At 39.7% G+C, this 23,896-nt stretch carries 18 protein-coding genes and 1 tRNA gene; 7 read left to right on the plus strand and 12 right to left on the minus strand.

The window, feature by feature from the left end:
- Positions 1 to 68: 68 nt before the first annotated feature.
- From BTO28_RS07320 to BTO28_RS07335, 4 genes are all read right to left on the minus strand, one after another.
- Positions 69 to 143, minus strand: a tRNA-Asn gene (locus BTO28_RS07320).
- Positions 144 to 323: 180 nt separating this feature from the next.
- Complete coding sequence (gene treP, locus BTO28_RS07325) at positions 324 to 1,757, minus strand: PTS system trehalose-specific EIIBC component (RefSeq protein WP_076764893.1); 1,434 nt, start codon at positions 1,755 to 1,757, stop codon at positions 324 to 326.
- A gap of 265 nt (positions 1,758 to 2,022) precedes the next feature.
- Entirely contained in the window at positions 2,023 to 2,982 is a 960-nt protein-coding gene (locus BTO28_RS07330; protein WP_076764894.1) for an aldolase catalytic domain-containing protein, read from the minus strand.
- A 1,177-nt stretch (positions 2,983 to 4,159) separates the two neighbouring features.
- Positions 4,160 to 5,593: a glycoside hydrolase family 1 protein gene (locus tag BTO28_RS07335; protein WP_076764895.1), complete on the minus strand. Its 1,434-nt coding sequence runs from the start codon at positions 5,591 to 5,593 to the stop codon at positions 4,160 to 4,162.
- Positions 5,594 to 5,795: 202 nt separating this feature from the next.
- Here BTO28_RS07335 and BTO28_RS07340 point away from each other — a divergent pair, with 202 nt between their 5' ends.
- Positions 5,796 to 5,996 (plus strand): hypothetical protein, encoded by a 201-nt coding sequence (locus tag BTO28_RS07340; RefSeq protein ID WP_076764896.1) that lies wholly within the window; start codon positions 5,796 to 5,798, stop codon positions 5,994 to 5,996.
- A 256-nt stretch (positions 5,997 to 6,252) separates the two neighbouring features.
- Here the strand turns inward: BTO28_RS07340 and BTO28_RS07345 are convergent, their stop codons facing one another.
- From BTO28_RS07345 to BTO28_RS07355, 3 genes are all read right to left on the minus strand, one after another.
- Positions 6,253 to 6,975, minus strand: coding sequence for an ABC transporter ATP-binding protein (locus BTO28_RS07345; RefSeq protein ID WP_076764897.1), 723 nt, complete (start codon positions 6,973 to 6,975; stop codon positions 6,253 to 6,255).
- Positions 6,975 to 8,627, minus strand: a complete 1,653-nt coding sequence (locus tag BTO28_RS07350) for an ABC transporter permease (protein ID WP_233129839.1) — start codon at positions 8,625 to 8,627, stop codon at positions 6,975 to 6,977. Before BTO28_RS07350 ends, BTO28_RS07345 begins: the two co-directional genes overlap by 1 nt.
- A gap of 109 nt (positions 8,628 to 8,736) precedes the next feature.
- Positions 8,737 to 9,825: a Fe(3+) ABC transporter substrate-binding protein gene (locus BTO28_RS07355; protein WP_095532661.1), complete on the minus strand. Its 1,089-nt coding sequence runs from the start codon at positions 9,823 to 9,825 to the stop codon at positions 8,737 to 8,739.
- Positions 9,826 to 10,109: 284 nt separating this feature from the next.
- Between BTO28_RS07355 and BTO28_RS07360 the strand changes: the two genes are divergently transcribed.
- Both BTO28_RS07360 and BTO28_RS07365 read left to right on the plus strand, forming a co-directional pair.
- A complete protein-coding gene (locus BTO28_RS07360) occupies positions 10,110 to 10,355 on the plus strand; it encodes a hypothetical protein (protein WP_076764898.1) in 246 nt (81 codons plus the stop codon).
- Positions 10,356 to 10,604: 249 nt separating this feature from the next.
- A complete protein-coding gene (locus BTO28_RS07365) occupies positions 10,605 to 11,624 on the plus strand; it encodes an LLM class flavin-dependent oxidoreductase (RefSeq protein WP_076764899.1) in 1,020 nt (339 codons plus the stop codon).
- A 204-nt stretch (positions 11,625 to 11,828) separates the two neighbouring features.
- Here the strand turns inward: BTO28_RS07365 and BTO28_RS07370 are convergent, their stop codons facing one another.
- The gene (locus BTO28_RS07370; RefSeq protein ID WP_233129840.1) at positions 11,829 to 14,042 is read right to left on the minus strand and encodes an alkaline phosphatase D family protein; all 2,214 of its coding nucleotides are present in this window, start codon (positions 14,040 to 14,042) and stop codon (positions 11,829 to 11,831) included.
- A gap of 521 nt (positions 14,043 to 14,563) precedes the next feature.
- Between BTO28_RS07370 and BTO28_RS07375 the strand changes: the two genes are divergently transcribed.
- Both BTO28_RS07375 and BTO28_RS07380 read left to right on the plus strand, forming a co-directional pair.
- Complete coding sequence (locus tag BTO28_RS07375; protein WP_076764900.1) at positions 14,564 to 14,821, plus strand: DUF2533 family protein; 258 nt, start codon at positions 14,564 to 14,566, stop codon at positions 14,819 to 14,821.
- Positions 14,822 to 15,262: 441 nt separating this feature from the next.
- Positions 15,263 to 16,648 (plus strand): amino acid permease, encoded by a 1,386-nt coding sequence (locus tag BTO28_RS07380; RefSeq protein ID WP_076764901.1) that lies wholly within the window; start codon positions 15,263 to 15,265, stop codon positions 16,646 to 16,648.
- A 591-nt stretch (positions 16,649 to 17,239) separates the two neighbouring features.
- Here the strand turns inward: BTO28_RS07380 and BTO28_RS07385 are convergent.
- The gene (locus tag BTO28_RS07385; protein WP_076764902.1) at positions 17,240 to 18,079 is read right to left on the minus strand and encodes a manganese catalase family protein; all 840 of its coding nucleotides are present in this window, start codon (positions 18,077 to 18,079) and stop codon (positions 17,240 to 17,242) included.
- Positions 18,080 to 18,219: 140 nt separating this feature from the next.
- A complete protein-coding gene (locus tag BTO28_RS07390) occupies positions 18,220 to 18,441 on the minus strand; it encodes a KGG domain-containing protein (protein ID WP_076764903.1) in 222 nt (73 codons plus the stop codon).
- A gap of 338 nt (positions 18,442 to 18,779) precedes the next feature.
- Here BTO28_RS07390 and BTO28_RS07395 point away from each other — a divergent pair, with 338 nt between their 5' ends.
- Complete coding sequence (locus tag BTO28_RS07395; protein ID WP_076764904.1) at positions 18,780 to 19,184, plus strand: YndM family protein; 405 nt, start codon at positions 18,780 to 18,782, stop codon at positions 19,182 to 19,184.
- Positions 19,185 to 20,037: 853 nt separating this feature from the next.
- On the opposite strand, the gene BTO28_RS07400 is transcribed toward BTO28_RS07395, so the two are convergent.
- Positions 20,038 to 20,475 carry an RrF2 family transcriptional regulator gene (locus BTO28_RS07400; protein WP_076764905.1) on the minus strand — a complete coding sequence of 146 codons (438 nt, stop codon included), beginning with the start codon at positions 20,473 to 20,475 and terminating at the stop codon, positions 20,038 to 20,040.
- A gap of 173 nt (positions 20,476 to 20,648) precedes the next feature.
- On the opposite strand from BTO28_RS07400, the gene hmpA reads away from it, so the two are divergent.
- A complete protein-coding gene (gene hmpA / locus BTO28_RS07405; RefSeq protein ID WP_076764906.1) occupies positions 20,649 to 21,866 on the plus strand; it encodes an NO-inducible flavohemoprotein in 1,218 nt (405 codons plus the stop codon).
- A 596-nt stretch (positions 21,867 to 22,462) separates the two neighbouring features.
- On the opposite strand, the gene BTO28_RS07410 is transcribed toward hmpA, so the two are convergent.
- A complete protein-coding gene (locus BTO28_RS07410; RefSeq protein WP_076764907.1) occupies positions 22,463 to 23,809 on the minus strand; it encodes an amino acid permease in 1,347 nt (448 codons plus the stop codon).
- Positions 23,810 to 23,896: the final 87 nt, after the last annotated feature.

Below are 23,896 nucleotides of genomic sequence, written 5' to 3' on the forward strand. Positions count from 1 at the left end.
GTGAAAGGGCGGTGTCTTAACCGCTTGACCAAGGGGCCATGTTAGATATGTATACAAAACTCAAATAATGGCTCCGCAGGCAAGACTCGAACTTGCGACCGATCGGTTAACAGCCGATTGCTCTACCACTGAGCTACTGCGGAATAATTCAATTCAGCGACTTTGAAATAATAACATTCTTTATATTTTAATGTCAATAGATTTTTATAAATCAAAAATAAAAATAAATTTAAACCCCATATCACCTTCCCGCCTGTCTACTAGATAAGTAATGAAAAAATAAAAAAGAAGGGTAAAAACCCCCTCCTTTTCTGTGCTAGTCCTTATGCTGCCTTTTTATTGAAAGTAACTTTTGATACTCCTGTTTTTGCAAATACAATTGTTAAGATAAAAGGCACCACAATTGCTGCAGCCATCGCTACCGCAAACATGCCCATATGTTGAGGCTGGATAGAAAGAATACCTGGCAGTCCCCCAACACCAATTGAATTAGCCATTACATTGCTTCCAACAGATATTACTGCAGCCGTCATAGATCCAATCATGGCTGCTAGGAACGGGAACCCGTATTTTAGGTTAATACCGAAAATGGCCGGTTCTGTCACTCCTAAATAACATGAGACAGCCGCAGGAATAGATACTTGTTTTTCTTCTTCATTTTTTCTATTGATGTAGATCATTGCTAAAACAGCAGAACCTTGAGCAATATTTGATAAAGCAATCATTGGCCACAAGTTTGTTCCACCAAGTTCACTCATAAGCTGAAGATCGATTGCATTCGTCATATGATGCAGTCCAGTGATGACGAGTGGAGCATAGGCAAAACCAAAAATTGCCGCAAATAACCAGCCAAATGATGAAGTTAAACCTGAATACACAACATTAGAAACAAATGAGCCGATGTTCCAGCCGATAGGACCTAAAACTGTGTGTGCAATGAGAACAGCCGGAATTAATGCGAAAAACGGTACGACAATCATAGAAATTGCATTTGGAACGATATCACGTAATTTACGTTCCAAGAAAGCTAATACAAGACCAGCGAGAATAGCTGGGATAACTTGTGCCTGGTAACCAATCATTTCAATCTGCGCGAATCCAAAATCCCATACAGGAATTTCTTCTGCTCCTGCTACTCCATAGGCATTAAGAAGCTGAGGGGATACAAGAGTAATACCAAGAACGATACCGAGAATTTGTGAGGTTCCCATTTTCTTTGTAATGGCCCATGTAATACCAACCGGCAGGAAGTGGAATACCGCTTCACCAATCAACCATAAGAACGAATGTACACCAGCCCAAAATTGTGAAACTTCAATAAGTGACTTTGTTCCGTCTTCCAGCATTTTAATGTCACCGATTACATTTCGGAAACCTAGAATAAGACCTCCGACAACGAGTGCTGGAATTAATGGTGTAAAGATATCCGCAAGATGAGCGATCATTCGCTGAAGAAAGTTCATATTTTGCTTGGCTGCAACATTTGCTTCTTCTTTTGAAGAGCTATCTAAATCTGCGTATTTAACAAACTCGTTATAGAATGAAGAAACTTCATTTCCAATGATAACCTGGAATTGGCCGACTTGTGTAAATGTTCCCTTCACAAGCTTCATCGCTTCTATTTCTTCAACATTTGCTTTTTTTGGATCGTTAAGAACAAAACGCATTCTTGTAGCACAATGCGTAACCGTGGCAACGTTTTCTTTTCCCCCAATGCGCTCCAGCAAATCCTTAGCTGGATCTGTATATTTACTCATTTTTAAACCTCCTGTTAAATTGGACTGAATCCAATTCACTCATTTTTTTCTAATATAATCATAGCTTTATATGTGCAGGATCTGTGTGCGCTTACAACTTTACCTATCATGTATATACAAGCGATGTTTACGTTTTCATTTTATCCTGTATATACAGGATTGTCAACATCAAGATTCTAAATTTCTATAGTAAAATTAGACAGTGAGCTGCGGGTGAATACAAAAAAGGTACCCCTAAAAATAGAGGTACCTTGATCATTTAAACTTATTTCGACGCCGGAGCCACCGAGGCTTCAGGTGATGTTACCTTATCATAAAAATTGACGAATTTGTCACGATCATCGCTATTACGGTATGCCATCGCAACACGTGGATGCTCATTAAGCGCACCAGAGATCATGTAAGGAATGATATAGCCCCACTCCCACTTTTCTCGCATTTCAACCATGTGCTTTTCGATTACGCCAAGAACCGGCTTAATCTCGTAACTCGGCTTTTGTATGTAGCTAACGAGAAGCTCCGTGTTGCAGTTGCCAGCCGCACGGCCCATTCCAAAAACAGACGAATCAAGGAACGCAACGCCATTTTTCATCGCAGTTAAAGTATTGGCGAATGCTAACTGCATGTTATTATGCGTATGGATGCCTAGCTGCTTGTTAGGGATCATCGATTTGAATTTTTTCACTTGATGCTCAATATCATTAGGATCTAAACTTCCAAAGGAGTCGACGATATATACAACATCTACTGGGCTTTTCTTTACCATTTCAAACGCTTCAATCAGCTGATGTTCAGGCACACTAGATAAAGCCATAATGTTAAGTGATGTCTCATAACCCAAATCATGAAACATTTGTACAAGCTCTAAGCCTTTATCCACCTCGCGGATATAGCACGCCACCCGAATCATATCTAACAGGCTTTCCTCACGAGGCAAAATGTCATTCGGATCTACACGGCCAATATCTACAAGAGCAGAAAGCTTCGTGAACTTTTTCTCAGGGATAATTTCTTTCAGGAAGTTATCGTCGAGAAATCTCCATGGATTCGGCTCAGTTGCATTAAGAAGCCTTGCTGAATTCTTGTAGCCAATCTCCATGTATTCAACCCCAGCTTCACTTAGACCATTATACAAGTCTTGAACAAATTCGATGCTGAAATCCCAATTGTTAACCAAACCTCCATCACGGATGGTACAGTCTAATATTTTGCTGTGTTGTTCCATAGTCGTAACTTCCCCCTGTTTATCCTGCTTTTTAGCAATGTTATTTTTAACCAATTATTTTCCTTTTACGCTTTTATGCTTTTATGCTTTTATGCACTAAAATGTCTTGTTATTTTTATATCATGTTTCATCTAAAGCAGTCAATATTTATTTCAAAAAATGATAAAATTCACATAATTTTAAGATGATTTTACAACAATTAGCATCACCTTACAACATCCTCCTGTTTTACAGGCCAAGAATCTAAAACCCCCAAAAAAGCCACAGAACGCATTCTGCAGCTTTTTAATCCTATAACCAATCTTTCACATATGTCATCAATCCTAAAAAAGCACCCATACCAGCACCACAAAATGCAAAAATAACTGTCATCTCTCGATTAGTATGTTTTTTATCGGTATTCTTCATAAAAACCTCCATTGTTTTATGGTCAATAAACCCATTTTAACAAATTACATCCATTATTCCACTATCGCCTAGACGATCTCTACATTTAAATTGACTGGCAGCTTTTTGCGCGCTATCCCTTTTAAATCTTTTTAAAGGACGAGTCCATGATTGAACGTAGCTTGCACTTTTTTTATTAGTTGTATTCTCAACGTTGTTAAGGTAGTGCCGCTCGACCAAATCAATACTTTTCTGCCCTTGGTTTGCTGTCATTAACAAACCTATAATTTTATATGTAATAACGCTTACTCATCTATAAACGCTTGACCTTCTATCACCATACAGCCAATAGACCTTAACTCTTGTTTTTATAATACTTTCACCCTAAAAAGACTTAACGGAGTAACGAATAATACTGGTGGTACGTCCAATTCCATTCAAACTAAATTCTCCTTTATCACTTTTTTTCAGAATGTCTTATTATATTACTCGTATGTTTTTTGTTCTTCGTGCTTAGCTGCTTATTATGAAGTTTTAGTTGGTGAATTTTGCACATAGTGTATTATTAAAAATCAGATGCTTTTGCTTTCTTTAAGAACCCTTAAGACTACTCAATTTCTGTGTAAGAAAATTATATTTGCTGACAATTTAGCTCTGCTAGTGATTGAAGCAGAAAGAGCAAAAACCTCTCTTGTTTTAAGAGAGGTTGCATAAGTGAGAATGAATATCCAAAGCATTGCTTCTAAACGAAAAAGGGCTGCCCTCGCATCCCTCAATAATCGCATCGACTTTATAACTTTCCCCCATTTGCTGCAATGACGTCTTTATACCAGAAAAAGGATTTTTTCTTTTTCCGAGCTAATGTTCCACTGCCGTCGTCGTGTTTATCAACATAAATGTAACCATAACGTTTAGAAAACTCGCCTGTCGACATACTAACCATATCAATACAGCCCCAGCTTGTATAGCCTATTAGTTCCACTCCATCTTCTATGGCTTCACCCATAGCTTTAATGTGTTCGCGAAGATAGTCAATTCGATAGTCATCATTGATGGAACCGTCCTCTTCTACTTTGTCATAGGCTCCCAACCCATTTTCGACCACAAAAAGCGGCTTCTCGTAGCGGTCATATAATTTGTTTAAGCTAATACGCAGCCCTATCGGATCAATTTCCCATCCCCAATCACTTGCTTTTAAAAATGGATTTTTTATGCCGCCAATAATATTGCCTTGAGAAGATTCTCCCTCCGCCTTCCCTAACTTATCGGTGCGGGACATGTAATAACTAAAGCCGATATAATCCACAGTGCCTTCTTTCAGTACTTCTAAATCGCCATCTTGAATATCTAATTGGATATTATGTTCTTTAAAGTACCGCTTAATGAAGGCTGGATACTCACCCCTTACTTGCACATCTCCACAAAAGTAATTGAAAAGGCGCTCTTCCTGAAGAGCATAATTAACATTTTCCGGATTGCTGTCAAAGGAATAAACAGGTGCAAAGAGAATCATACAGCCAATTTTGGAATCAGGAATGATCTCATGGCATGCTTTTACCGCAATGGCGCTGGCCACAAATTGATGATGGTATGCCTGGAAGGTTGGCTGGTATTTATCCTCTTCTTTTTGAATAGAAAAACCAAGACCTTGAATCGGCATGAGCAAGCTGCTATTAATTTCGTTAAATGTCATCCAGTACTTTACTTTATCTTTATAACGGTTGAATATTTCTCTTACATACCGTTCAAAGAACGTCACCACTTGACGGTTCCTCCACCCGCCATATTCTTTTACTAAATGGAGAGGCATTTCATAGTGGGAAATCGTGACGACTGGTTCAATTCCGTGTTTATGCAATTCATCAAATACACGATCATAGAAGGCTAGCCCTTCCTCGTTTGCCTCTAACTCATCGCCATTTGGAAAAATTCGTGTCCACGCAATCGACATACGGAAGGCCTTAAAGCCCATTTCCGCAAACAGGGCGATATCTTCTTTATATCGATGATAAAAGTCAATCGCTTCATGGTTTGGATAATATTGATCTTGATGGATTTCAAAATCAAAACCTGGGTTCAATAATATATCATATCGTTCTTTTCCACCTGGAAGAACATCAGCAATATTTAACCCTTTATTCCCTTCATAAAATCCACCTTCGATTTGATTAGCAGCTGTTGCTCCTCCCCATAAAAAATCGGTAGGGAATTGATATTTCTTCATTTTGATACCTCCATTTACTCATTCAATAATTATTATTTGTTTTTGGTAAAAATTTATAGCTTTCTCCTTTATAAAAAAGACAGAATTTCAAGGAAATCATAACTGTGTTTAGAAGGAAAGTAAATGAATGAAGAAGATCATTCCTCTTTTTTTGTTTAATCGCTATCAAATCGGGTAGTAAATTGGGAAGGGAGGTTTTTACATGAACTCAACAAAGAGCTGTTTGGAGTTGCATAAAGAATACCTACTCAGCATAAGCGTACAAAACAGACCAGGCAAAATGGATCAGTTTGAAGTACTTCATCTTGACCTCCAAGGCTGGCTGCAAAAGGAACAAGGGCTATCTCTAGAACAAGCAAAGGCCGTAATTGAAGATTCTAACAAGAAAGAAGAAGTCGCGTAAGCCTTTAGGCTTTTTTTTGTCTTCTAATCAACATGAAACCACGGGAATATACAAAACTTCCTTTTATACGCATAAAAGAAGAGATAACTCTCGTTTTGAGTTTCCTCTTCTTTTCGTTGTTTATCAGTAGCTGATAGAAGATTTACAATCTGAATCATACTCCATTACTAACATATAATCCTTCGAATACCAAGCAAGCAGGAGCAGCTGCAATTGCAGCCGCTTAGCTCCTCTCCTAATTATGCTGCTTTCCTTTTTAAGTAGGTTGCAGGTCAATTAAAGAAGTTTTTTCGTTAACAGGGAATGAGAGAAGTTCCGGCGTTCCTGTTTCCAAAACCCGGCCTCCTTCCATTATAATCACCCGGTCGGCGAGCACCCGGGCATCTGCCTGGTCATGTGTAACGAAAATAGATGTTATCTCCTCTTTTTTTAATATACTGCGCAGCTCATCACGGATCTTTACCTGCAAATCGGCATCCAGGTTGCTGAAAGGTTCATCAAACATAATAAGGGATGGGTTGGGTGCCATGGCACGTGCGAGAGCAACACGCTGCTGCTGGCCGCCACTTAATTCATAAGGATACCGCTTTTCAAACCCCTGAAGTCCAACAAGCGCCATCACCTCTTGGACCCTTTCTTCTTTTTTCATTCGTTTCATCTTTCTCAATCCAAACCTGATATTCGCCTCAACAGTCATATGAGGAAAAAGCGCATAGTCTTGAAATACCATCCCAATGCCCCGCTTTTCTGGCTGGACAAACTTCCGCTCATCCGACATCGTTTGCCCGTTGATGACAATACTTCCACTCTCGGACACTTCAAGTCCCGCAATTAAACGGAGAAGGGTGCTTTTTCCGCTGCCGCTTTTCCCTAATATGCTGATGATTTCGCCTTTTTCAATTTGGATCGACACGTTCGCAATCGTTTTCTCTTTCGCCTTCTTATAAGAAAATGATAGATCCTTTATTTCTACGTACATTATCTCGTCTCCTTTTCAAGCACTCTGTGAAATATATAGATCGATGCTCCGCTGATTAAAATAATGAGGATCGAAGCGAGGGCCGCTTCATGAACTGCTTCATCATTGGCATATTGAAATGCCTTTGTAGCGAGCGTATAAAAGTTAAAAGGCTGGAGAATCAACGTCAGCGGCAGTTCTTTCATTACTTCGATAAAGACGAGCGTAAACCCGCCAAATACAGCTCCTTTAATCATCGGCAAATCCACGCTGAAAAAAGTCCTGGTCAATGGCTTGCCCAGCATTCGGGAGGCTTCGGTAAAACTGCGGCCAATTTTATCAAAGCCGGAATCAATCGTGTTGTAGCCGACAGCCAGAAAACGGGTAATATAAGCAAAGATCAGCATAACGATGCTTAGGCTAAGGATAATCGGCACAGGAAGGCCGATGTCCTCATAAAAAGACTGCATCAGGCGGTCAATTGCCAAAAACATCGTCAAGACACCAATGGCGATAACCGCCCCCGGAATAGAATACCCAAGCACTGTAATTCTGGAGATCGCTTTTGGAACTGCCCCATCCGACAGCCTGGTGAAATTCCCAATGATCAGTGAAAGGACGATAATGAAGAAGGCCGCAATAAAAGATACATATACCGAATTAAAAATGAGCATTAAAAAGTCTGCGCTCACTACTTTTTCGAATGTTAATAGCATCCAGTCAAACAGCTGGATGAACGGAATAAGAAACCCGGCACAAAAAACAAGAAACACATAGGCAAACAAGCTCCATGATTTTTGAGAGGAAAGACGGGCTGGCTCAAGCGGGCGTACTTTTGCATTGGAGTAGCTGTACTTTTTCCTCCCACGGAGCACCTTTTCCATGAGAAGAATCCCAAATACAATCGTCATGAGAATCCCCGCCAATTTCACAGCAGAAGCAACATCACTCATCCCGAACCAAGCCTGGAAAATGGCTGTGGTGAAAACTTGAATACCGAAATAAGATACAACACCATAATCATTCAGCACTTCTAGAATAACCAAGCTTCCTCCCCCAACAATGGCGGTACGGGAAATCGGAAGCACCACACGGAAAAACAGTTCCAAAGAGCTGCTCCCAAGCAATCGAGCATTTTCGATGATCGAGGATGACTGGTTCTCAAGAAATGCTCTTGCCACGATATAGACATACGGATATAAGAAAATCGTAAAGATAAAGATTGCGCCCGGGATATTCATGATATCGAAATACGCAGGATCTGCTTTTACATTAAACTCGTTGCGGAGGGTTGCCTGAATCACTCCTGTATAGTTTAAAATCCCGTGATAGGTATAAGCCCCAATATACGGCGGGATAGCCAGTGGAAGAATCAGGCCCCATTTAAAGAAACTGCGAAATGGAAAATGATAAGCCGTTACCAGCCAGGCAAGGCTGAGACCGATCAAAACGGAGAAAATGCCTGTAAAAGCCACGATGACCAGTGTGTTTTGAATGTAGCGGTTGAGAAGAAACTCTTTTATATGCTGCCAGTTTTCATTTGGTTCTGAGAAAATTTGAATGAGGATCGACAGAGCAGGGAGAAGAATCAGCAGCGTGAAAATAACACTCATAACCGCCCAGATATTCAAGTTCATTTTAGCTAGTCGAATCCCCTTGTGAATTGCTTTCATGATATCCCTCCGAGCAGAATACGCACCCTTTTATACAAAGCACAGCAAGGTGTTTATGCAGAAAAGAGAACAGGCTGGAAAAGCCTGTCCTCCCAAAATGCTAGTGAAATTATTTCCAGCCGACTTCGTTCATCATTTTTAGCGCGTCAGCATTGTACTTGCCAAGCTCTGACATGTTAATATCCTGCGCTTTAAATTCGCCCCATGAAGCAAGAAGCTCAGAAGGCTCAACAGCTGGGTTAACCGGGAACTCATAGTTGGCTTCCGAAAATTCGCCTTGTGCTTCTTCACTTGATAGGAATTCAATAAACTTGATGGCATTTTCTTTGTTCTTCGCATGTTTAGTTACTCCCACACCACTTACATTAACATGAGTACCGTCTGTTTCCTGGTTGGGGAAGAACACACCTAGCTGCTCTGCCACTTTTACTTCTTCTGGATCTTCAGAGTTAAGCAGCTGGCCATAGTAGTATGTGTTCATAACAGCCACATCACCTTCACCAGCCACGACTGCTTTTGCCTGGTCCCGGTCACCGCCTTCTGGATCGCGAGCCATGTTATTCACGATGCCCTGCGCCCAGTTCTTTGCTTCGTCTTCTCCATGAAGAGAAATAAACGAAGCAAGAAGAGATTGATTGTAGATATTATCAGAAGAACGGATTAATACTTTATCCTTCCATTGTGGCTCTGTCAATGCTTCATACGTTGAAAGATCTTCTGGCTTAACACGGTCTTTTGCATAAACGATGACGCGTGCGCGTTTTGTAATGCCAAACCATTCATTATCGACATCACGATAGTTTTCAGGAATATTTTTTGATAAAGTCTCACTTTCTACACTTTGAAGCAGCTGCTTTTCTTTTGCCCAATGAAGGCGCCCTGCATCTGCTGTGTAAAACAGGTCAGCTTCTGTTGCTTCGCCCTCGCGTGTCAGGCGCTCCATTAACTCATCTTCCTCGCCCTTGACAACGTTTACCTCAATGCCTGTTTCCTCTGTAAACTTCGCAAATAAAGCATCATCAGTTTCGTAATGACGGCTTGTGTATAAATTAACAACTCCTGCCTCTTTTGTTTCTTCTTCCGTGTTTGTTTTGCTTTCCGTACCAGTTGACGCATTGTTTCCGCCGCCGCATGCAGCTAGAAACATAAGTGCCATTGCCATGAAGATAGACAAAATGCTTTTCTTGCTATGTATCATAGTGTATAACCTCTCTGTTCTTAAAATTTGTGTATCTTTTAATCTAAATTATAATGATATTCATTCTCAAGTCAATCGAATTTTTTCGAAAATACTGAAAAGATATTATGCCTTTTTGAATTTAGCTTGGATTCTTGACAATATTTGACCCTAAGCAGGAATAATCGCCATAATTCACAGACACCTTCATTAGTTATCAGCCTAATCCAGTTTCTTTAACTTATATTACATAGTATCGATAAAAAAATGGATACTAAATTTGAAAGCTAAAAGGAGTGATACGTATGGCAGTGTGTCCTTTATGCAACTCATTAAACGTATTAGAAATGTATTGTCCAGAATGTAATTCTCGATTAGATGATTCAGGTAAGGTATCAGATTTTTTAGACCCTTACGGACATTATAATGATGAAGAGACTGTAAAAATGGGTGATGGCTATCCCGATACAGCTAAAAATCAAATTTGTCCTCATTTAATGGTCTGTAATAAGTGCGGATATGATGTAGTGAAGTTCGAACAAGAAAAATAAATGTAACAAAAGCGCCTATCTTGTGATATAGACGCTTTTTATTTATTTCAGATGCAACATTTAACATTTATGAAGTATTCGCTTCATTAATTAAGCCGAATCTTAAGATTTTTAGTCGCCGGCCTTCCTGTCAATCTTACGATATTAGCATTACTGTGTCTTCCGTTCCACCTAAGCATTTAAGTATGTTTTCAGTGTTCCCGCTGTTAAGATAATTTTTGACACTTCGTCAAGAAAGGACAAATCTAAATGACCAGTATTCAAATACCCGTATCAGTCTTAAACTTAGCACCTATTCGCAAAGGTCAGGAAGCGAAAGAAGCCATTGATGATATGGTCGATTTGGCGCAAGCGACGGAGAAAATGGGCTATACGCGATATTGGATTGCCGAGCACCACAATACGTCAACACTTGTGAGTTCAGCTACATCCATTTTAATTAAACATACCTTGGAACACACCGAACACATACGTGTCGGATCTGGCGGAATCATGCTGCCAAACCATTCTCCTTTGGTCGTAGCTGAACAATTCGGAACGATGGCCACGATTTATCCAGGCCGCCTGGATTTGGGACTAGGACGAGCGCCGGGGACAGATATGAAGACCGCAAGTGCACTAAGAAGATCACAGCATGATTCGGTTTATACATTCCCTGACGATGTTCATTCACTGCTTACGTATTTTGGACCCGAAGAGCTGCAAAGTTCCGTCAAAGCCTACCCAGGTGTCGGCACAAATATTCCGATTTATATCCTCGGTTCTTCGACGGATTCAGCTTTTTTAGCAGCTGAATTAGGTTTGCCTTATGTATTTGCCGCTCACTTTGCACCAAGATACATGGAAGAGGCAATTTCTATTTACCGAAATCGATTCAAGCCATCTCAGTACCTAGACTCTCCATATATGATCGTCTGCCTGAATGTGATCGCAGCGGAAAGTGATGAAGAGGCCAAATTTGAATCGACCACAATGCAGCAATTTTTCTTGAATGTGATACGCGGCACTCAAACGCCGTTAAGTCCTCCCGTTGAAAATATGGATCATATGTGGAGTCCGCCGGAGAAAGAAATGGCTGCATCAATGACCAGTGTAACGATGTTGGGAAGTAAAAATTCAATACAAGAACAGCTGACGAGTTTTCAAGAAAAGTATAACGTAGACGAAATCATGGCCGTATCCTATATTTTTGATCATGATAAGCAAAAACGTTCTTATGAAATTTTAAAAGAAGTGGTTGACGGGGAAATGTTTAAGCACACAAAATAACACATTTTCGTTCCCTGACTTTCTCCAGAGATTTCAGCTTGGCTTTTTCACCATGACAACAAATCGTAATGCTGCAGAAATAAATAATAGGCTGACTAAAGCCAGCCTATTATTTATTCAGTTAAGAGAAACCCCTTCAAAAATCAAAGTGTTGTTTCTCATGCTTATCTATTTCTTAACGATGTTCTATTCTTATTAAAAGCTTTATTTCTCAATCGGAAAGTTCCCCTTATAATGCACATTTCCATTCTCATCACGAATTTCCACTGTCATCTGTTCTTCCTTTGGATCCACCTTCAGAACACCAAAGTTGAAAAATCCCCCTTCTGCATATAAACGTTCCGGACCGAAAGTTGGATCTAGCTCGGGAGGGTTAATCATAACAGCACCAAGCGGTCCGCTTACCAATTCTCTGTAATCAACTGAGCCGTTACGGTCTGGATCATACTGGATCATATCGGCATAATGAACATCTGTTGTAACAAAGTTTACATTTTTAATCTCATTTTGCAGGATAAAATCTGATATCTGCTTGAATTCCGTTTCATATCCAGTTGGATCATTTGGATCAATATGGTCTGCGTTAGCCCAGCCATCACGGTGGTTGACCTTGCCTGTAGGAATTGAGATCGGAACAGATGAAGCAACCAGTTTCACTTTCGCATCGGATTGGATTAGTTCTTGCTTCAGCCAGTTAAGCTGCTCTTTTCCAAGCATCGTTTTGTCAGGTCCATCCACTTGTGTATTAGGATCCCGGTATCCTCTATTATTTAATACGATTAAATCAAGCGTGTTTCCCCATGAATATTTATGAAATAATTTAGAAGGATCGCTATTTTCTTTTAACAGCGGCCAGTATTCAGTAAAAGCCTTAAGGCCAGTTGACGTCAACGGCTCAGAAGGTCCAGAAAAATCGTTGATGACTTCATGATCATCCCAGATGGCATACGTGCTTGTCGACTGTAATAGTTTCCTTAAATGAGGGTCCGTACGGTTTTCTTTATATTTTGCCCGGAAATCTTCTATCGTTTTAGAAGAACCGTCCGGCACTGCAGGTGTTGGATTATCCGCATAAATCGTATCACCGCTGAAAAGGAAGAAATCAGGATTTAGATCGGCCATTGCGGAGAATGATTTAAATGGCGGTATGTTCCCCTGGCCACCAGTATCCCCTCCCCAAACCAGTGTCAATGGTTCTTCTGCCTTTCCATCTGGAGCTGTCTTAAAGGTACCTGCCACTTCATTAGAACCTTTGTGTGCCTTTACACGGTAATGATATACCGTATTAGGGGTCAATCCATCCACTTTTACTTGGGCTGTCGAGTCATTTTCCTTTTCGGCTTTTAGTTTTTTTACGATCGGTTTTTTCTTAAACCGAGGATCCTGTGATATTTCAAATTTCAACAAGGATGGCTCGTTTGATCTTGCCCACAAAACAGCTGAAGTGTCGGTCACTTCACCGCTTGCAGCACCATGGGATATGTATGGCCGGTTCTCAAGTTCTACCGCATGATCCGGATTATTTGTGATAATGCCATCCACGCCAAGGGAAAGCTGTTCCACCATTTCATCCTTTGTATTTACCGTGTACGGCTGAACAGTTAGCATTCGTTCATGCGCTTCCTGCATGAGTATTGGGGTAACAAGTGACTTATCGGGACCGATGCCCTCTGCATATTCCGCTGCTTCGGCTAAAGCTTCATCCAGGTTTTTTCCCTTCAACATACTCGGGGTATAAAGCTGAATAAGCGGAACATCTTCTGGAATCATCGGCTGCAGCTTTCTCAAACTCTCTTCACTAAATGATTGCAGAATGAGCCTGTCTTTTTTTAGATAGCCTGTGCGTTCTAAAATTTTAACAAGTTTTTCTTCCATTCCTGGATACGTTTTCGGAGATTTGGTTTCAATAAAAAGGGCCGTTTTCTTATTTTTCTTTTGAATGATCCGTATTGCTTCGTCCAGCGTTAAAATTTTCTGGCCTCTGTATTTCTTTTTTGAATGTTTCCCTTTAGCTTCGCTGAACCATGACCCTGCATCCAGACGTTTTATTTCGGCCAGTGTAAAATCTTTAACCAGCCAAGGAGCACGATCGGGAAAAACCTCTTCCACGTTTGTTGTACGTTTTAAGGACGAATCATGAATTGCAACTAATTGGCCATCCTTCGTCATGTGTAAATCAATTTCAACAAAATCTGCCTGCATTCGGATTGCCATTTCGTAGGCTTCCTTTGTATGCTCGGGCGCATAAGCTGAAGCGCCTCTGTGGGCGACCACATTCACATGATCCACGATTGGCTCCAACATAGATTGAGAATTTGATCGTTCTGACGCCTGAACATTTGATATTGGAGAAGGAAAGGTAGATCCTCCAATGCATAATGCCAAAGATAAAGGCAGTATGTGTTTCTTTTTCACCATGACTCGCACTCTCCTCATTAGCTGTTTTGTCGAACAATTTCATTGTACCGATCAAAATTGTTAGAATTATTAATCAAAACTAAAAGATTGTAAAATAGGGGAATGCGTTATTAAGTGATTGTTTAGTTTGTTTCAATAAACTCCGTCAAACGAATCATTTTCTGTAAAACAAATTAAAACAACGGGATTATTAAAGAAGAAATGCTTAATGAGCCATTCGAAGATCCTATTCATCATCAATTAAAAGCTGATGTTGAAAAAGTACATACGTATAACTGTATTTGATAACTGGCTGCAGTCGGCTGAAATAATATGCTCCAGTATCCATTGCTTTCATTACGCACATTCTAAATGAAAAGGTTAAATATGTTGAGAATGGCAAGAAGCACGAAGAAGAGAAAGCAAAACTTCCATCGGGAAATTAAGTTAAACTTTTATATATCAACTGTGAAACTGATAGTTTAAAATGTATAGAAGTGCTATAAAAGCAGCTATTAGAAAAATTATAGGAGTGAAAGAACATGAGTGTACATAAAGCCCTTATACTACATGCAAAAAAACAAAATGAACTTTTTAATGAGTTTTCCCTTTTAGACCAGCAACGGGAAGATTATATTCAAGAAGCTATAGAATTGTGCAAATCTGGAAAGGATTTTACAACAGACCAAATTAATCAAATCACTATGCAAATCAATGTTCTTGCTAACCAAAGGTTTATTCCAACTCGTAAATTAGTTACCCCAGAAATGGTTCGTTCATATGTGGAGTCTTTAAAGTAAAATAATCTACCAATCTTAGGCGAAGAAATAGTTCCAAATTCGGTGCTTGGGTGTCGAGAAACGCTCAACAGCGTGAAATTGTATACGGTTATCTAAAAGAACGAAGCTAGGCCTGAATAGATGCTGCAATGGATAATGGTTATTGGCAATTTTGGCTTTCCGATTGAATTTAATACGTTTTAAATGAATAATTGTGAACCTTGAATTCGTAATAGTACAGTTAATTATTAATATAGGGAAAAAGAAAACCAACACACTCATTCGTGCATGTTGGTTTTCTTTTTTATTTATCATTTGTTCACTTAGAGGAAACTATTGTCTCTATAGGTTTTAAACACCACTGGCTAAATTAATGAACAATCTAATAACATATTGACTTCGACAAAAATCGACAATATAATAACGTACTTGTAGCTAGTTAAAAAATTTGGAGGAAACAAGATGTATGCATTTTTTAGAAAGAAATCTATGGCAGACCTGCTAGCCCATGGCCAGAATAAAGAACTTAACCGCACCTTAAATCTCATGGATTTAATACTTCTTGGGGTTGGCTGTGTAATTGGAACAGGGATTTTTGTTATTACAGGAGTGATCGCTGCTGAAAGTGCAGGTCCAGGGATTAGCCTTTCATTTATAGTGGCAGGAATTGCTTGTGCGTTAGCAGCCTTTTGTTATGCAGAATTTTCATCGTCTATACCGATATCAGGGAGCGTATACACGTATACGTATGCTACCCTTGGTGAATTTATAGCCTTTTTAATTGGCTGGGACTTGATGCTTGAATATGTTATTGCGCTTGCGGCTGTTGCAGCAGGCTGGTCAGGTTATTTTCAATCGTTAATATCTGGATTCGGGCTTCATATTCCTGCCGCACTTTCTTCTGCTCCAGGAAGTGGACAAAATGGAATCGTTAACTTACCTGCCATGATCATTATTTTATTAATCACGGCTCTTGTAAGTAAAGGAGTAAAAGAGAGTACACGTTTTAATAATATAATTGTCTTCCTAAAAATCGGAATTGTTTTATTATTTATTTTTGCAGGGATGAACTATGTAAAACCTGAAAACTGGACACCGTTTTTGCCATTCGGTATAGAAGGAGTTATCACTAGCGCCGCAACTGTTTTCTTTGCTTACATTGGATTCGATGTAATTGCGAATGCATCGGAGGAAGTGAAGCGTCCTCAACGGAATATGCCAATTGGAATTGTTGCTTCTTTGGCAATCTGCACCGTTTTATATGTGGCCGTTTCACTTGTACTTACAGGGATGGTTCCATACACACAGCTGAATGTTGCAGATCCTGTTTCGTTTGCGCTTAAGTTTGTAGGACAAGACAGTCTGGCAGGCATTATCTCGGTGGGTGCTATTGTTGGGATCACTACTGTGTTGCTCGCTTTATTGTATGCCCAAATTCGATTGACATACGCAATGAGCCGGGATGGTTTATTGCCGAAAGTTTTCGCAAATGTGCACCCGAAATTCAAGACACCGTTTAAAAACACATGGATTACAGGATTTATTGCAGCTGCAATTGCGGGATTTGTTGATTTAACAACACTTGCACATCTTGTTAACATGGGAACATTAGCTGCCTTCACGTTAATTTCGATTGCTGTTATTGTTTTGCGAAAAAAACAACCAGATTTAAAAGCTTCCTTCCGGGTACCTTTTGTTCCTGTACTGCCGGCTGTTAGTGCACTTTTATGCATATATCTAGCAACAAGCTTGCCGGGGATTACATGGATTTCTTTTGTAATTTGGATTGTATTAGGGGCAATCGTGTATCTATCCTATTCGAGAAAACACAGCCATTTAAACAAATAGTGTTTTTTATGAGCCCTCTCTAGCTCATTTTGCTGTAAGAGATTTAATGAATCGTAAGCAAAAGAAAGCTGGGGAAAAAATATACTTGGTCTGAGTAACCAGAACAAGAATTAAAGCATAATCGTAATACCATTATCCTTGAAAACGAATAAAAAAAGAGCCTGTTTTGAAAAAATTAATCAAAACAGGCTCTTTTTGTTAAACGATTCGTTTATAAAAAGTACTTGCCAACGATTTGAGAAACGCCATAACCGCTTTATCATCGAGCCTATAAACCGTAGTTTGAAGCATACCCCTCTCCCTTCATATTGACCATGAATCCATTTATACATCGTATGTCAGCAGAAGCAAAAGAAAAAGGCATTATCATGAGCATGTCCCGTAAAGGAACGTCCGCTGATAATGCCTCCATCTAATCGTTTCATGCTGCTAAATTCTCTAGACGAGTTAACGACGGCTATCATAGAGCAAACTGTCGAAAACTACATTCATTCCATTACTATAACCATATTTGTATTTAGCGAAACAAACAACCAGCCGCCAATACAACAGCTGGCTGGTGCAGTACCTGATGCATGTTGGTTTTCTTTTTTATTTATCAGTTGCTTTCCCATCCAAATCGTGGTGTAATTCTGCCGCTGGTATTTTCGGATTTGGGATCTGCCCTTTTGGTACCGGTTTTGCGACGTATACGAAATCACCTGTTCCATCCGGTGCGCTTCCTGTTGCCCAAAGTCCTTCTCCGGATTCTTCTCCTTCTGATAAGTTCCAGAATTCATATGCTTCCGGCTGAGATTCCATTTCTGCTTCTGGTGGGAATGAAGCTGGAACGACAACACCATTTTTCTCTTCCAGTTCTGCGATGGCTGCCATCCATTGATACTGATGGTAACGATCGCGTGCCAGCATTTTACGGAATGCAGCCCGAACTCCTTCATCTTTTGTCATATGATACAATCTGGCTACTTGAAGGCGTCCCTGGCTTTCAGCATGCAGGTTTGATCGCATGTCCGCTAATAAGTTTCCGCTCGCTACGATGTAGGAGCCGTTCCAAGGTACACCATTTGAGTTAGTAGGAAGTCCACCAAGCCCGCTCACTAGCAAGTGCTGTGGATTAATTCCACCCATAATGGCTGCTGTCGCTGGATCTTTTGCCGCTTCTGCCTGATCTTCTGGCGAAGCCCCATCCAGCAATTGGCTGATCAGTGAACAGAGCATTTCAACATGTCCGATTTCCTCGGTTCCAATGTCCATCAGCATATCTTTGTACTTTTCTTCTCCACGACAGTTAAAACCCTGGAAAAGATATTGCATCATTACCGTCATTTCTCCAAACTGGCCACCCAATACTTCCTGTACTTGGCGGGCAAGCATAGGATCTGGACGATCTACTTTCACTTCAAATTGCAATTCTTTTTGATGACGAAACATAAAAAATCCTCCTTTTTGGTTTTTCCAGTTCGTTCTTATTTAGTTAAACTATTTTCTACTTTTCTAACAGTGTTTGCCTTCATTTATAAAGGTCTGAAAAAGGAATGCTTGATGCATTCCTTTTTCAGACCTTTGATTATTTAACGCCGGCTTTTTTCTCCGCCCTTGCGACCGGCTTCTTCACGGCTCATTTTTCCGTTATTATCATCGGAGTCGCCGCCATCTCGCTGATTGGCCCGAGCTTCTCCGCCTTTTTGTCCAATTTCTTGGAAAAATTCCTTATCATGATTTTTAGCTGTAGCCTCTCCGCCTTTACGGCCTGCTTCTTCACGGCTCATTTTATCATTGTTGTTAGTAGCCATTAAAAGTTCCTCCTCAGTAAATTTGGATTTCACTTACGGTATTTTGTTACCCGGCTAATCTGCTATAAAACAAGATGTAATAGAATTCAGACGAAAGAACTATTAAGTGAGCTTCTTTGTCGGATTGGGAATAATTTTACGTGATGACTGCGGGTGGGACGGTTTCGAACAAACTATTGAAAGTTCAAATAGATTTTTTAAAAAAGGCTGGTTCCGGATTATTGATAAAGTTGTTTCACAGTTTATCTAGCAAACTATTTAAAACTTATTATCCGTAAGTGTTTAATTTTTTTCTTGAGGGTATACATCATAGAAACTAACAAAAGGAGGAACTCACCTTGGATCATGTAAAAGCACTTTTCATTAAGTTTGTGATGATTGCAGTCGTACTGGGGATTGTCCTCACTGGAATTTATGATGGGGAATTCCAAGACACGCTCCTGATCAGTGTCGTTCTCACGATTGTCGCTTACATTTTCGGCGATTTGCTTGTTTTTCGGAGTGCCGGCGATGATGAGGATCGAAGCGCAGACCATGTTAAGAGAAACACAATTGCCACCGTATCAGATGCTGTTTTAGCCTTTTTGATTATATGGCTTATGGGAAAGGCACTATTTATCAATGATGGAGATGTGCTAACGGCATCTTTTCTATCAGCTCTTATTCTTGCAGCCGGTGAATGGTTTTTCCATAAATACCTTGATAACCACGTATTTGATGAAAAGCATCACCATGCCACATAATTGGCTATAGTTTATACTCAATCAATAGCTAAAAAAACAATCGCCATCCCTTCCTTTCAGGGTATGGCGATTGTTTTTTCTAGCAAGTAGAAATTTATGCATCGTAAATACCAAAAAGATAATTACTCTTGCTTGAATATAATGGCGGATTTAAAACATGAAATCCCCAGAAGAGGAGTTTTAATGTCTTTTCCAATAACCGCAGTTTATTTTCTTGATTGCCCTGAATTATGACATCTATTAATAATGGGATGTACTCCTCGATAAGTAAAAAAAGAAACAGTATGAGGCGCAGCTAAAGGGAATCAATAACTTGGCATGAACGACAATCCTGATCATCGAGAATGGTATTTAAATGATGCTGCCTATGATGTTATTGACGATTCATATGGTGAAGATCTGCAACCTGAGACTTACTTTTATCTAAGTATACAGCACATAAATATCGCAAAAAAACAGCCGGCGAAGGTGAACTGGCTGTTTTTTTGCTTCACAGAGAAAAGTGCTCCAATACCTCATCTACCATCTGATCATTGCTGCCAATATACCGAAGAGTACCAGACGACGGAGCCGAATGGCCGTATATCTACTCCAACATCGCCACATCCATTGTCTGCTGGTAAAGCGGTACCCAAACGTTTTATGCATCGGGTATGTCCCAATATCTCCCCAGTACCACCACATGCTCGTTCAGCCCCGTTAACGATCCTCTAGGCCCATTTCTTTCATTGCTCGGATCGGATCCACGCTTTTTTTCTTTTTCTGGCAGTAATGAAAAACATTCCATTTCATTTCATTATGTTACAGTAAATATAACATAAATATTCAATTCGTTGCATTTGCCTGTATACTTTCATTTCGATGAAAAATAATCCTTTAATAAAATATTATTCTTCACTATATCGTCAAGAGTATATTGATCAAGTACTCGCAAAAATTGTTCCAAAGCATTATTGAAGATGTGTTTCAATGAACACACTGGCGTAATCAGGCATTTATTATCTTCGTGTTTAAAACATTCTACAATATAAAAGTCTTCTTCCGTCTTCCGAATAACTTCTCCTATGTTGATCTCATATGGTGGTTTGGCCAGCCGTATACCGCCTTTTCTGCCTCGGATTGTCTCTATATACCCCATTTTGCCCAAATTATGAATAATTTTCATTAGATGATTTTTCGAAATACCATAAGCTTCTGCAATATCCTTAATATTTACCAGCTCATCTTGATCCTCGGCCGCAAGGTATATCAGCACTCTTAATGAGTAATCTGAATAATTGGTTAAACGCATATTCTTCTCCTTGTTAATCCATTTTTATCCGCCATGTAAAATGTGACAGATTTCAAAAACTTCTATTAAGTGAATTTAAAGATGTATTTATAATATTGCTTTTGTTTAAGATAAATTTTATTATAAAGATGTATTATACATACTACTTTAATTAAAAAAGAAGGTATTTAACAATGTTATCTCAAAAAACAATCGATGTCATTAAAGCCACCGTACCTGTATTAGAAGTACATGGTACTCAAATCACCACTGTATTCTATAAAAACTTATTTAACGATTATCCCGAATTGCTGAATATTTTTAATCATGCAAACCAGCAGCAGGGACGCCAGCAAACTGCTCTTGCCAATGCAGTCTTGGCAGCAGCTATGTATATTGATAAATTAGAAACAATTATCCCTGTCGTAAAACAAATTGCCCAAAAACACCGAAGTCTTGGTGTAAAACCAGAACATTATCCGATTGTCGGGGAGCATCTTCTTAGAGCAATAAAAGAGGTTCTCGGCGATGCAGCAACAGAAGAGATCATCGGTGCATGGACGGATGCATATGGAGTCATCGCTCAAGTATTCATTGATATTGAAAAAGAACTATGTGAAGAAGCAGCCTCACAGGCCGGCGGCTGGAGCGATTTCAAGAAGTTCAAAGTAATCGATACAGTAAAGGAAAGCGATGTGATCACCTCCTTTTATTTGGCTCCTGCTGACCAATCGTTGGTGCCTGCGTTTGAACCGGGGCAATATATTACTGTCCGCCTTCAGATCCCAGGAGAAACTTACTTATTGAATCGTCAGTATAGCTTGTCTGCTGTACCGAACAAGGAATACTTCCGTATTTCGGTGAAACGAGAAGCGGAATCAGCTAAGCCAGCTGGCAAGGTTTCTAATTATCTTCACGACCATATCACTAAGGGAGATTTTGTTGAAATCACCCCCCCAGCAGGGGAATTCACCTTAAAAAGAGATGTTGCTACTCCCGCAGTATTCATCAGCGGCGGTGTCGGCATCACGCCATTTATGAGCATGGTAGGCAGCATTGCAGAAAATGAACCAAGCCGCCAGGTGAACTTTATACACGCATCAAGAAGTGGAAGCCTGCAAGCCTTTAATCAGGAATTAACAGCCTTAAAAGAACGTTTAACGAATTACAGCCTTTCATTTGTCTATGAAAATCCTTTGGATCAGGATAAACAGGACAACCACTTTAAAAAACAGGGCTTTATTGATGCAGACTTCTTAAAAGAAAATGCCATCGCCCAAGATGCAGATTACTACGTGTGTGGTCCGGTTCCATTTTTGAAGGCAATTCTGAAGGGATTGAAGGAGCTCGGTGTACAAGACAGCCATATCCACTATGAATTCTTCGGCCCCTCAATAAATTTGGAAGTGTAAAATCGGTAAAGAAACTGGTTAAACTGGGCTGAACCCCACTTTTAAGACAGGGATCAAAACACTTTTCAAACAGCCTGTTGCCAATATTGTACCGGCGACAGGCTGTTTATTACGTTTGAATACGCCTCGACAATTTGCACTACGATGGCTGTCGTAGTGATTCTCAAATTGCCGAGGGAGAACGTTTTAGACTTTAGCGAGGCATGAATCGATTCGATGGGGCATTACAGCGGGCGTTCCTTTACGGGACATGCTCGTGATCATGCCTTTTTCTTTGACTTCCCTCAGGTAATCTCATTTCAACTGTCTTCATTTTCACTTCTGCTGGCTACATCACTCATGTCCCCATAGAAAAAACACCTCCAAGTTGTATTTAGGTATTCCATACCCTTTTTCAACTTAAAGGTGTTTTTTATTTGTCTCACTATATGGGGCCATTCCCAGTAGATAGTAGCGTTGCTTTCTTCCAACTGTCTACTTAAAAGGGAGCATATCATTCCTTTATGTTGCACTCGTTGAAGCTAACCTTTATTTAAGGAAGCTGTTTTAAATTTTCTTTTTAAAGTAAGCAATAGATAGAGACTATATACAAATTATTATTTGCTATTTTTCCTTTTAAATAAATAGAACAGGATTAGAAGCACAAACCATAAAGGTGTCATTAATACCGCTAAACGAGTTGCTTCAGCGAATAACATAATAATTAAAATAAAAACAAATAGCGCTAGTACTGCATAATTAATAAATGGCGTGAATGGCGCTTTAAAAGTTGACTTTTCTCGTAAATCTGGGCGCAATTTGGAATATCGTATATGAGAAATTAAGATAATACCCCAAACCCAAATAAAACAAATCGCACTAATGGTCGTCACAATGCTAAAAGCTTGCTCCGGTATAAGCTTACTCAAAAGAGCCCCGATAGAAACGACAACCCCTGATGTAAGCAAGGCGTCACTAGGTACATGATTTTTATTTAATTTAGCAAGTCTAGCTGGCCCCTGTTTATGACTGCTTAAATTATATAAAATTCTGCTCGTTGAAAACAGGCCGCTATTACAGGCTGAAGCTGCGGATGTTAGGACAACAAAATTGATGATTCCTGCCGCAATTGGGATACCCACTAAACTAAATACCTGAACAAACGGACTGCTGGATGCTTGTAATTGAGTCCATGGACTAATGCATAAGATGATGAAAAGAGCACCCACATAGAAAAATAGAATTCTCATAGGAATTTTATTTATTGCAGATGGGATGTTTTTTTGGGGATTAGCTGTTTCAGCTGCAGATACCCCTACTAATTCAACACCGACATAGGCAAATACAACCATTTGAAATGAAAGTAAGAAGCCCGTTATCCCGTTCGGAAATAAACCGCCATGTTCCCATAAATTTTTCACCGAAACAGTTCCCGCATCTGTTTGGAATCCAATGACAAGCAAAATGGTTCCCCCAATAATTAAAGCAAGAATCGTAATTACTTTAATTAATGCAAACCAAAACTCCAACTCTCCAAAAAGCTTAACAGTCAGTAAATTTAAACCCAGTAAAATGATTAAACAGATTAAAGCCGGTATCCATTGCGGGATATCGAACCAGTATTGCACATATAAACCGACAGCTATAATATCAGCCATTGCTACCATGATCCAGCAAAACCAGTACGTCCATCCAGTCACAAAACCTGCCCACGGCCCAATATACTCAGCCGCAAAGTCCGTAAATGATTGATAACCTGCATTTGAGAGAAGCAGTTCTCCTAACGCCCTCATGACAAAAAAGACCGCAATCCCTATGATTAAATAAGCCAGCAGGATAGAGGGTCCTGCTAATTCTATCGCTTTACCTGAACCTAAAAATAAGCCAGTACCAATCGTCCCGCCAATCGCGATTAACTGTACGTGTCTATTTTTTAAATCTCTTTTTAACTCTTGCTGTTCCACGTTAATTCCCCCATGCTAGATATTCCTTTTAGACACAAAAAAAGATTGGAGTACTCCAATCTCATAGACGTCAGAATAAAAAATAGC

It is taken from the genome of Domibacillus epiphyticus, assembly GCF_001975785.1.
Lineage (GTDB): Bacteria > Bacillota > Bacilli > Bacillales > Domibacillaceae > Domibacillus > Domibacillus epiphyticus.

What these genes read in the sequence shown, in the direction of transcription:
- BTO28_RS07400 (WP_076764905.1), bottom strand. Translation starts at nt 20,475, where the DNA reads ATGCGTTTAACCAATTATTCAGATTACTCATTAAGAGTGCTGATATAC.
- BTO28_RS07390 (WP_076764903.1), bottom strand. Translation starts at nt 18,441, where the DNA reads ATGGCTACTAACAACAATGATAAAATGAGCCGTGAAGAAGCAGGCCGT.
- BTO28_RS07345 (WP_076764897.1), bottom strand. Translation starts at nt 6,975, where the DNA reads ATGTACGTAGAAATAAAGGATCTATCATTTTCTTATAAGAAGGCGAAA.
- BTO28_RS07365 (WP_076764899.1), top strand. Translation starts at nt 10,605, where the DNA reads ATGACCAGTATTCAAATACCCGTATCAGTCTTAAACTTAGCACCTATT.
- treP (WP_076764893.1), bottom strand. Translation starts at nt 1,757, where the DNA reads ATGAGTAAATATACAGATCCAGCTAAGGATTTGCTGGAGCGCATTGGG.
- BTO28_RS07330 (WP_076764894.1), bottom strand. Translation starts at nt 2,982, where the DNA reads ATGGAACAACACAGCAAAATATTAGACTGTACCATCCGTGATGGAGGT.
- BTO28_RS07360 (WP_076764898.1), top strand. Translation starts at nt 10,110, where the DNA reads ATGGCAGTGTGTCCTTTATGCAACTCATTAAACGTATTAGAAATGTAT.
- BTO28_RS07370 (WP_233129840.1), bottom strand. Translation starts at nt 14,042, where the DNA reads ATGGTGAAAAAGAAACACATACTGCCTTTATCTTTGGCATTATGCATT.
- BTO28_RS07350 (WP_233129839.1), bottom strand. Translation starts at nt 8,627, where the DNA reads ATGAAAGCAATTCACAAGGGGATTCGACTAGCTAAAATGAACTTGAAT.
- BTO28_RS07335 (WP_076764895.1), bottom strand. Translation starts at nt 5,593, where the DNA reads ATGAAGAAATATCAATTCCCTACCGATTTTTTATGGGGAGGAGCAACA.
- BTO28_RS07340 (WP_076764896.1), top strand. Translation starts at nt 5,796, where the DNA reads ATGAACTCAACAAAGAGCTGTTTGGAGTTGCATAAAGAATACCTACTC.
- BTO28_RS07380 (WP_076764901.1), top strand. Translation starts at nt 15,263, where the DNA reads ATGTATGCATTTTTTAGAAAGAAATCTATGGCAGACCTGCTAGCCCAT.
- BTO28_RS07385 (WP_076764902.1), bottom strand. Translation starts at nt 18,079, where the DNA reads ATGTTTCGTCATCAAAAAGAATTGCAATTTGAAGTGAAAGTAGATCGT.
- BTO28_RS07375 (WP_076764900.1), top strand. Translation starts at nt 14,564, where the DNA reads ATGAGTGTACATAAAGCCCTTATACTACATGCAAAAAAACAAAATGAA.
- hmpA (WP_076764906.1), top strand. Translation starts at nt 20,649, where the DNA reads ATGTTATCTCAAAAAACAATCGATGTCATTAAAGCCACCGTACCTGTA.
- BTO28_RS07355 (WP_095532661.1), bottom strand. Translation starts at nt 9,825, where the DNA reads ATGATACATAGCAAGAAAAGCATTTTGTCTATCTTCATGGCAATGGCA.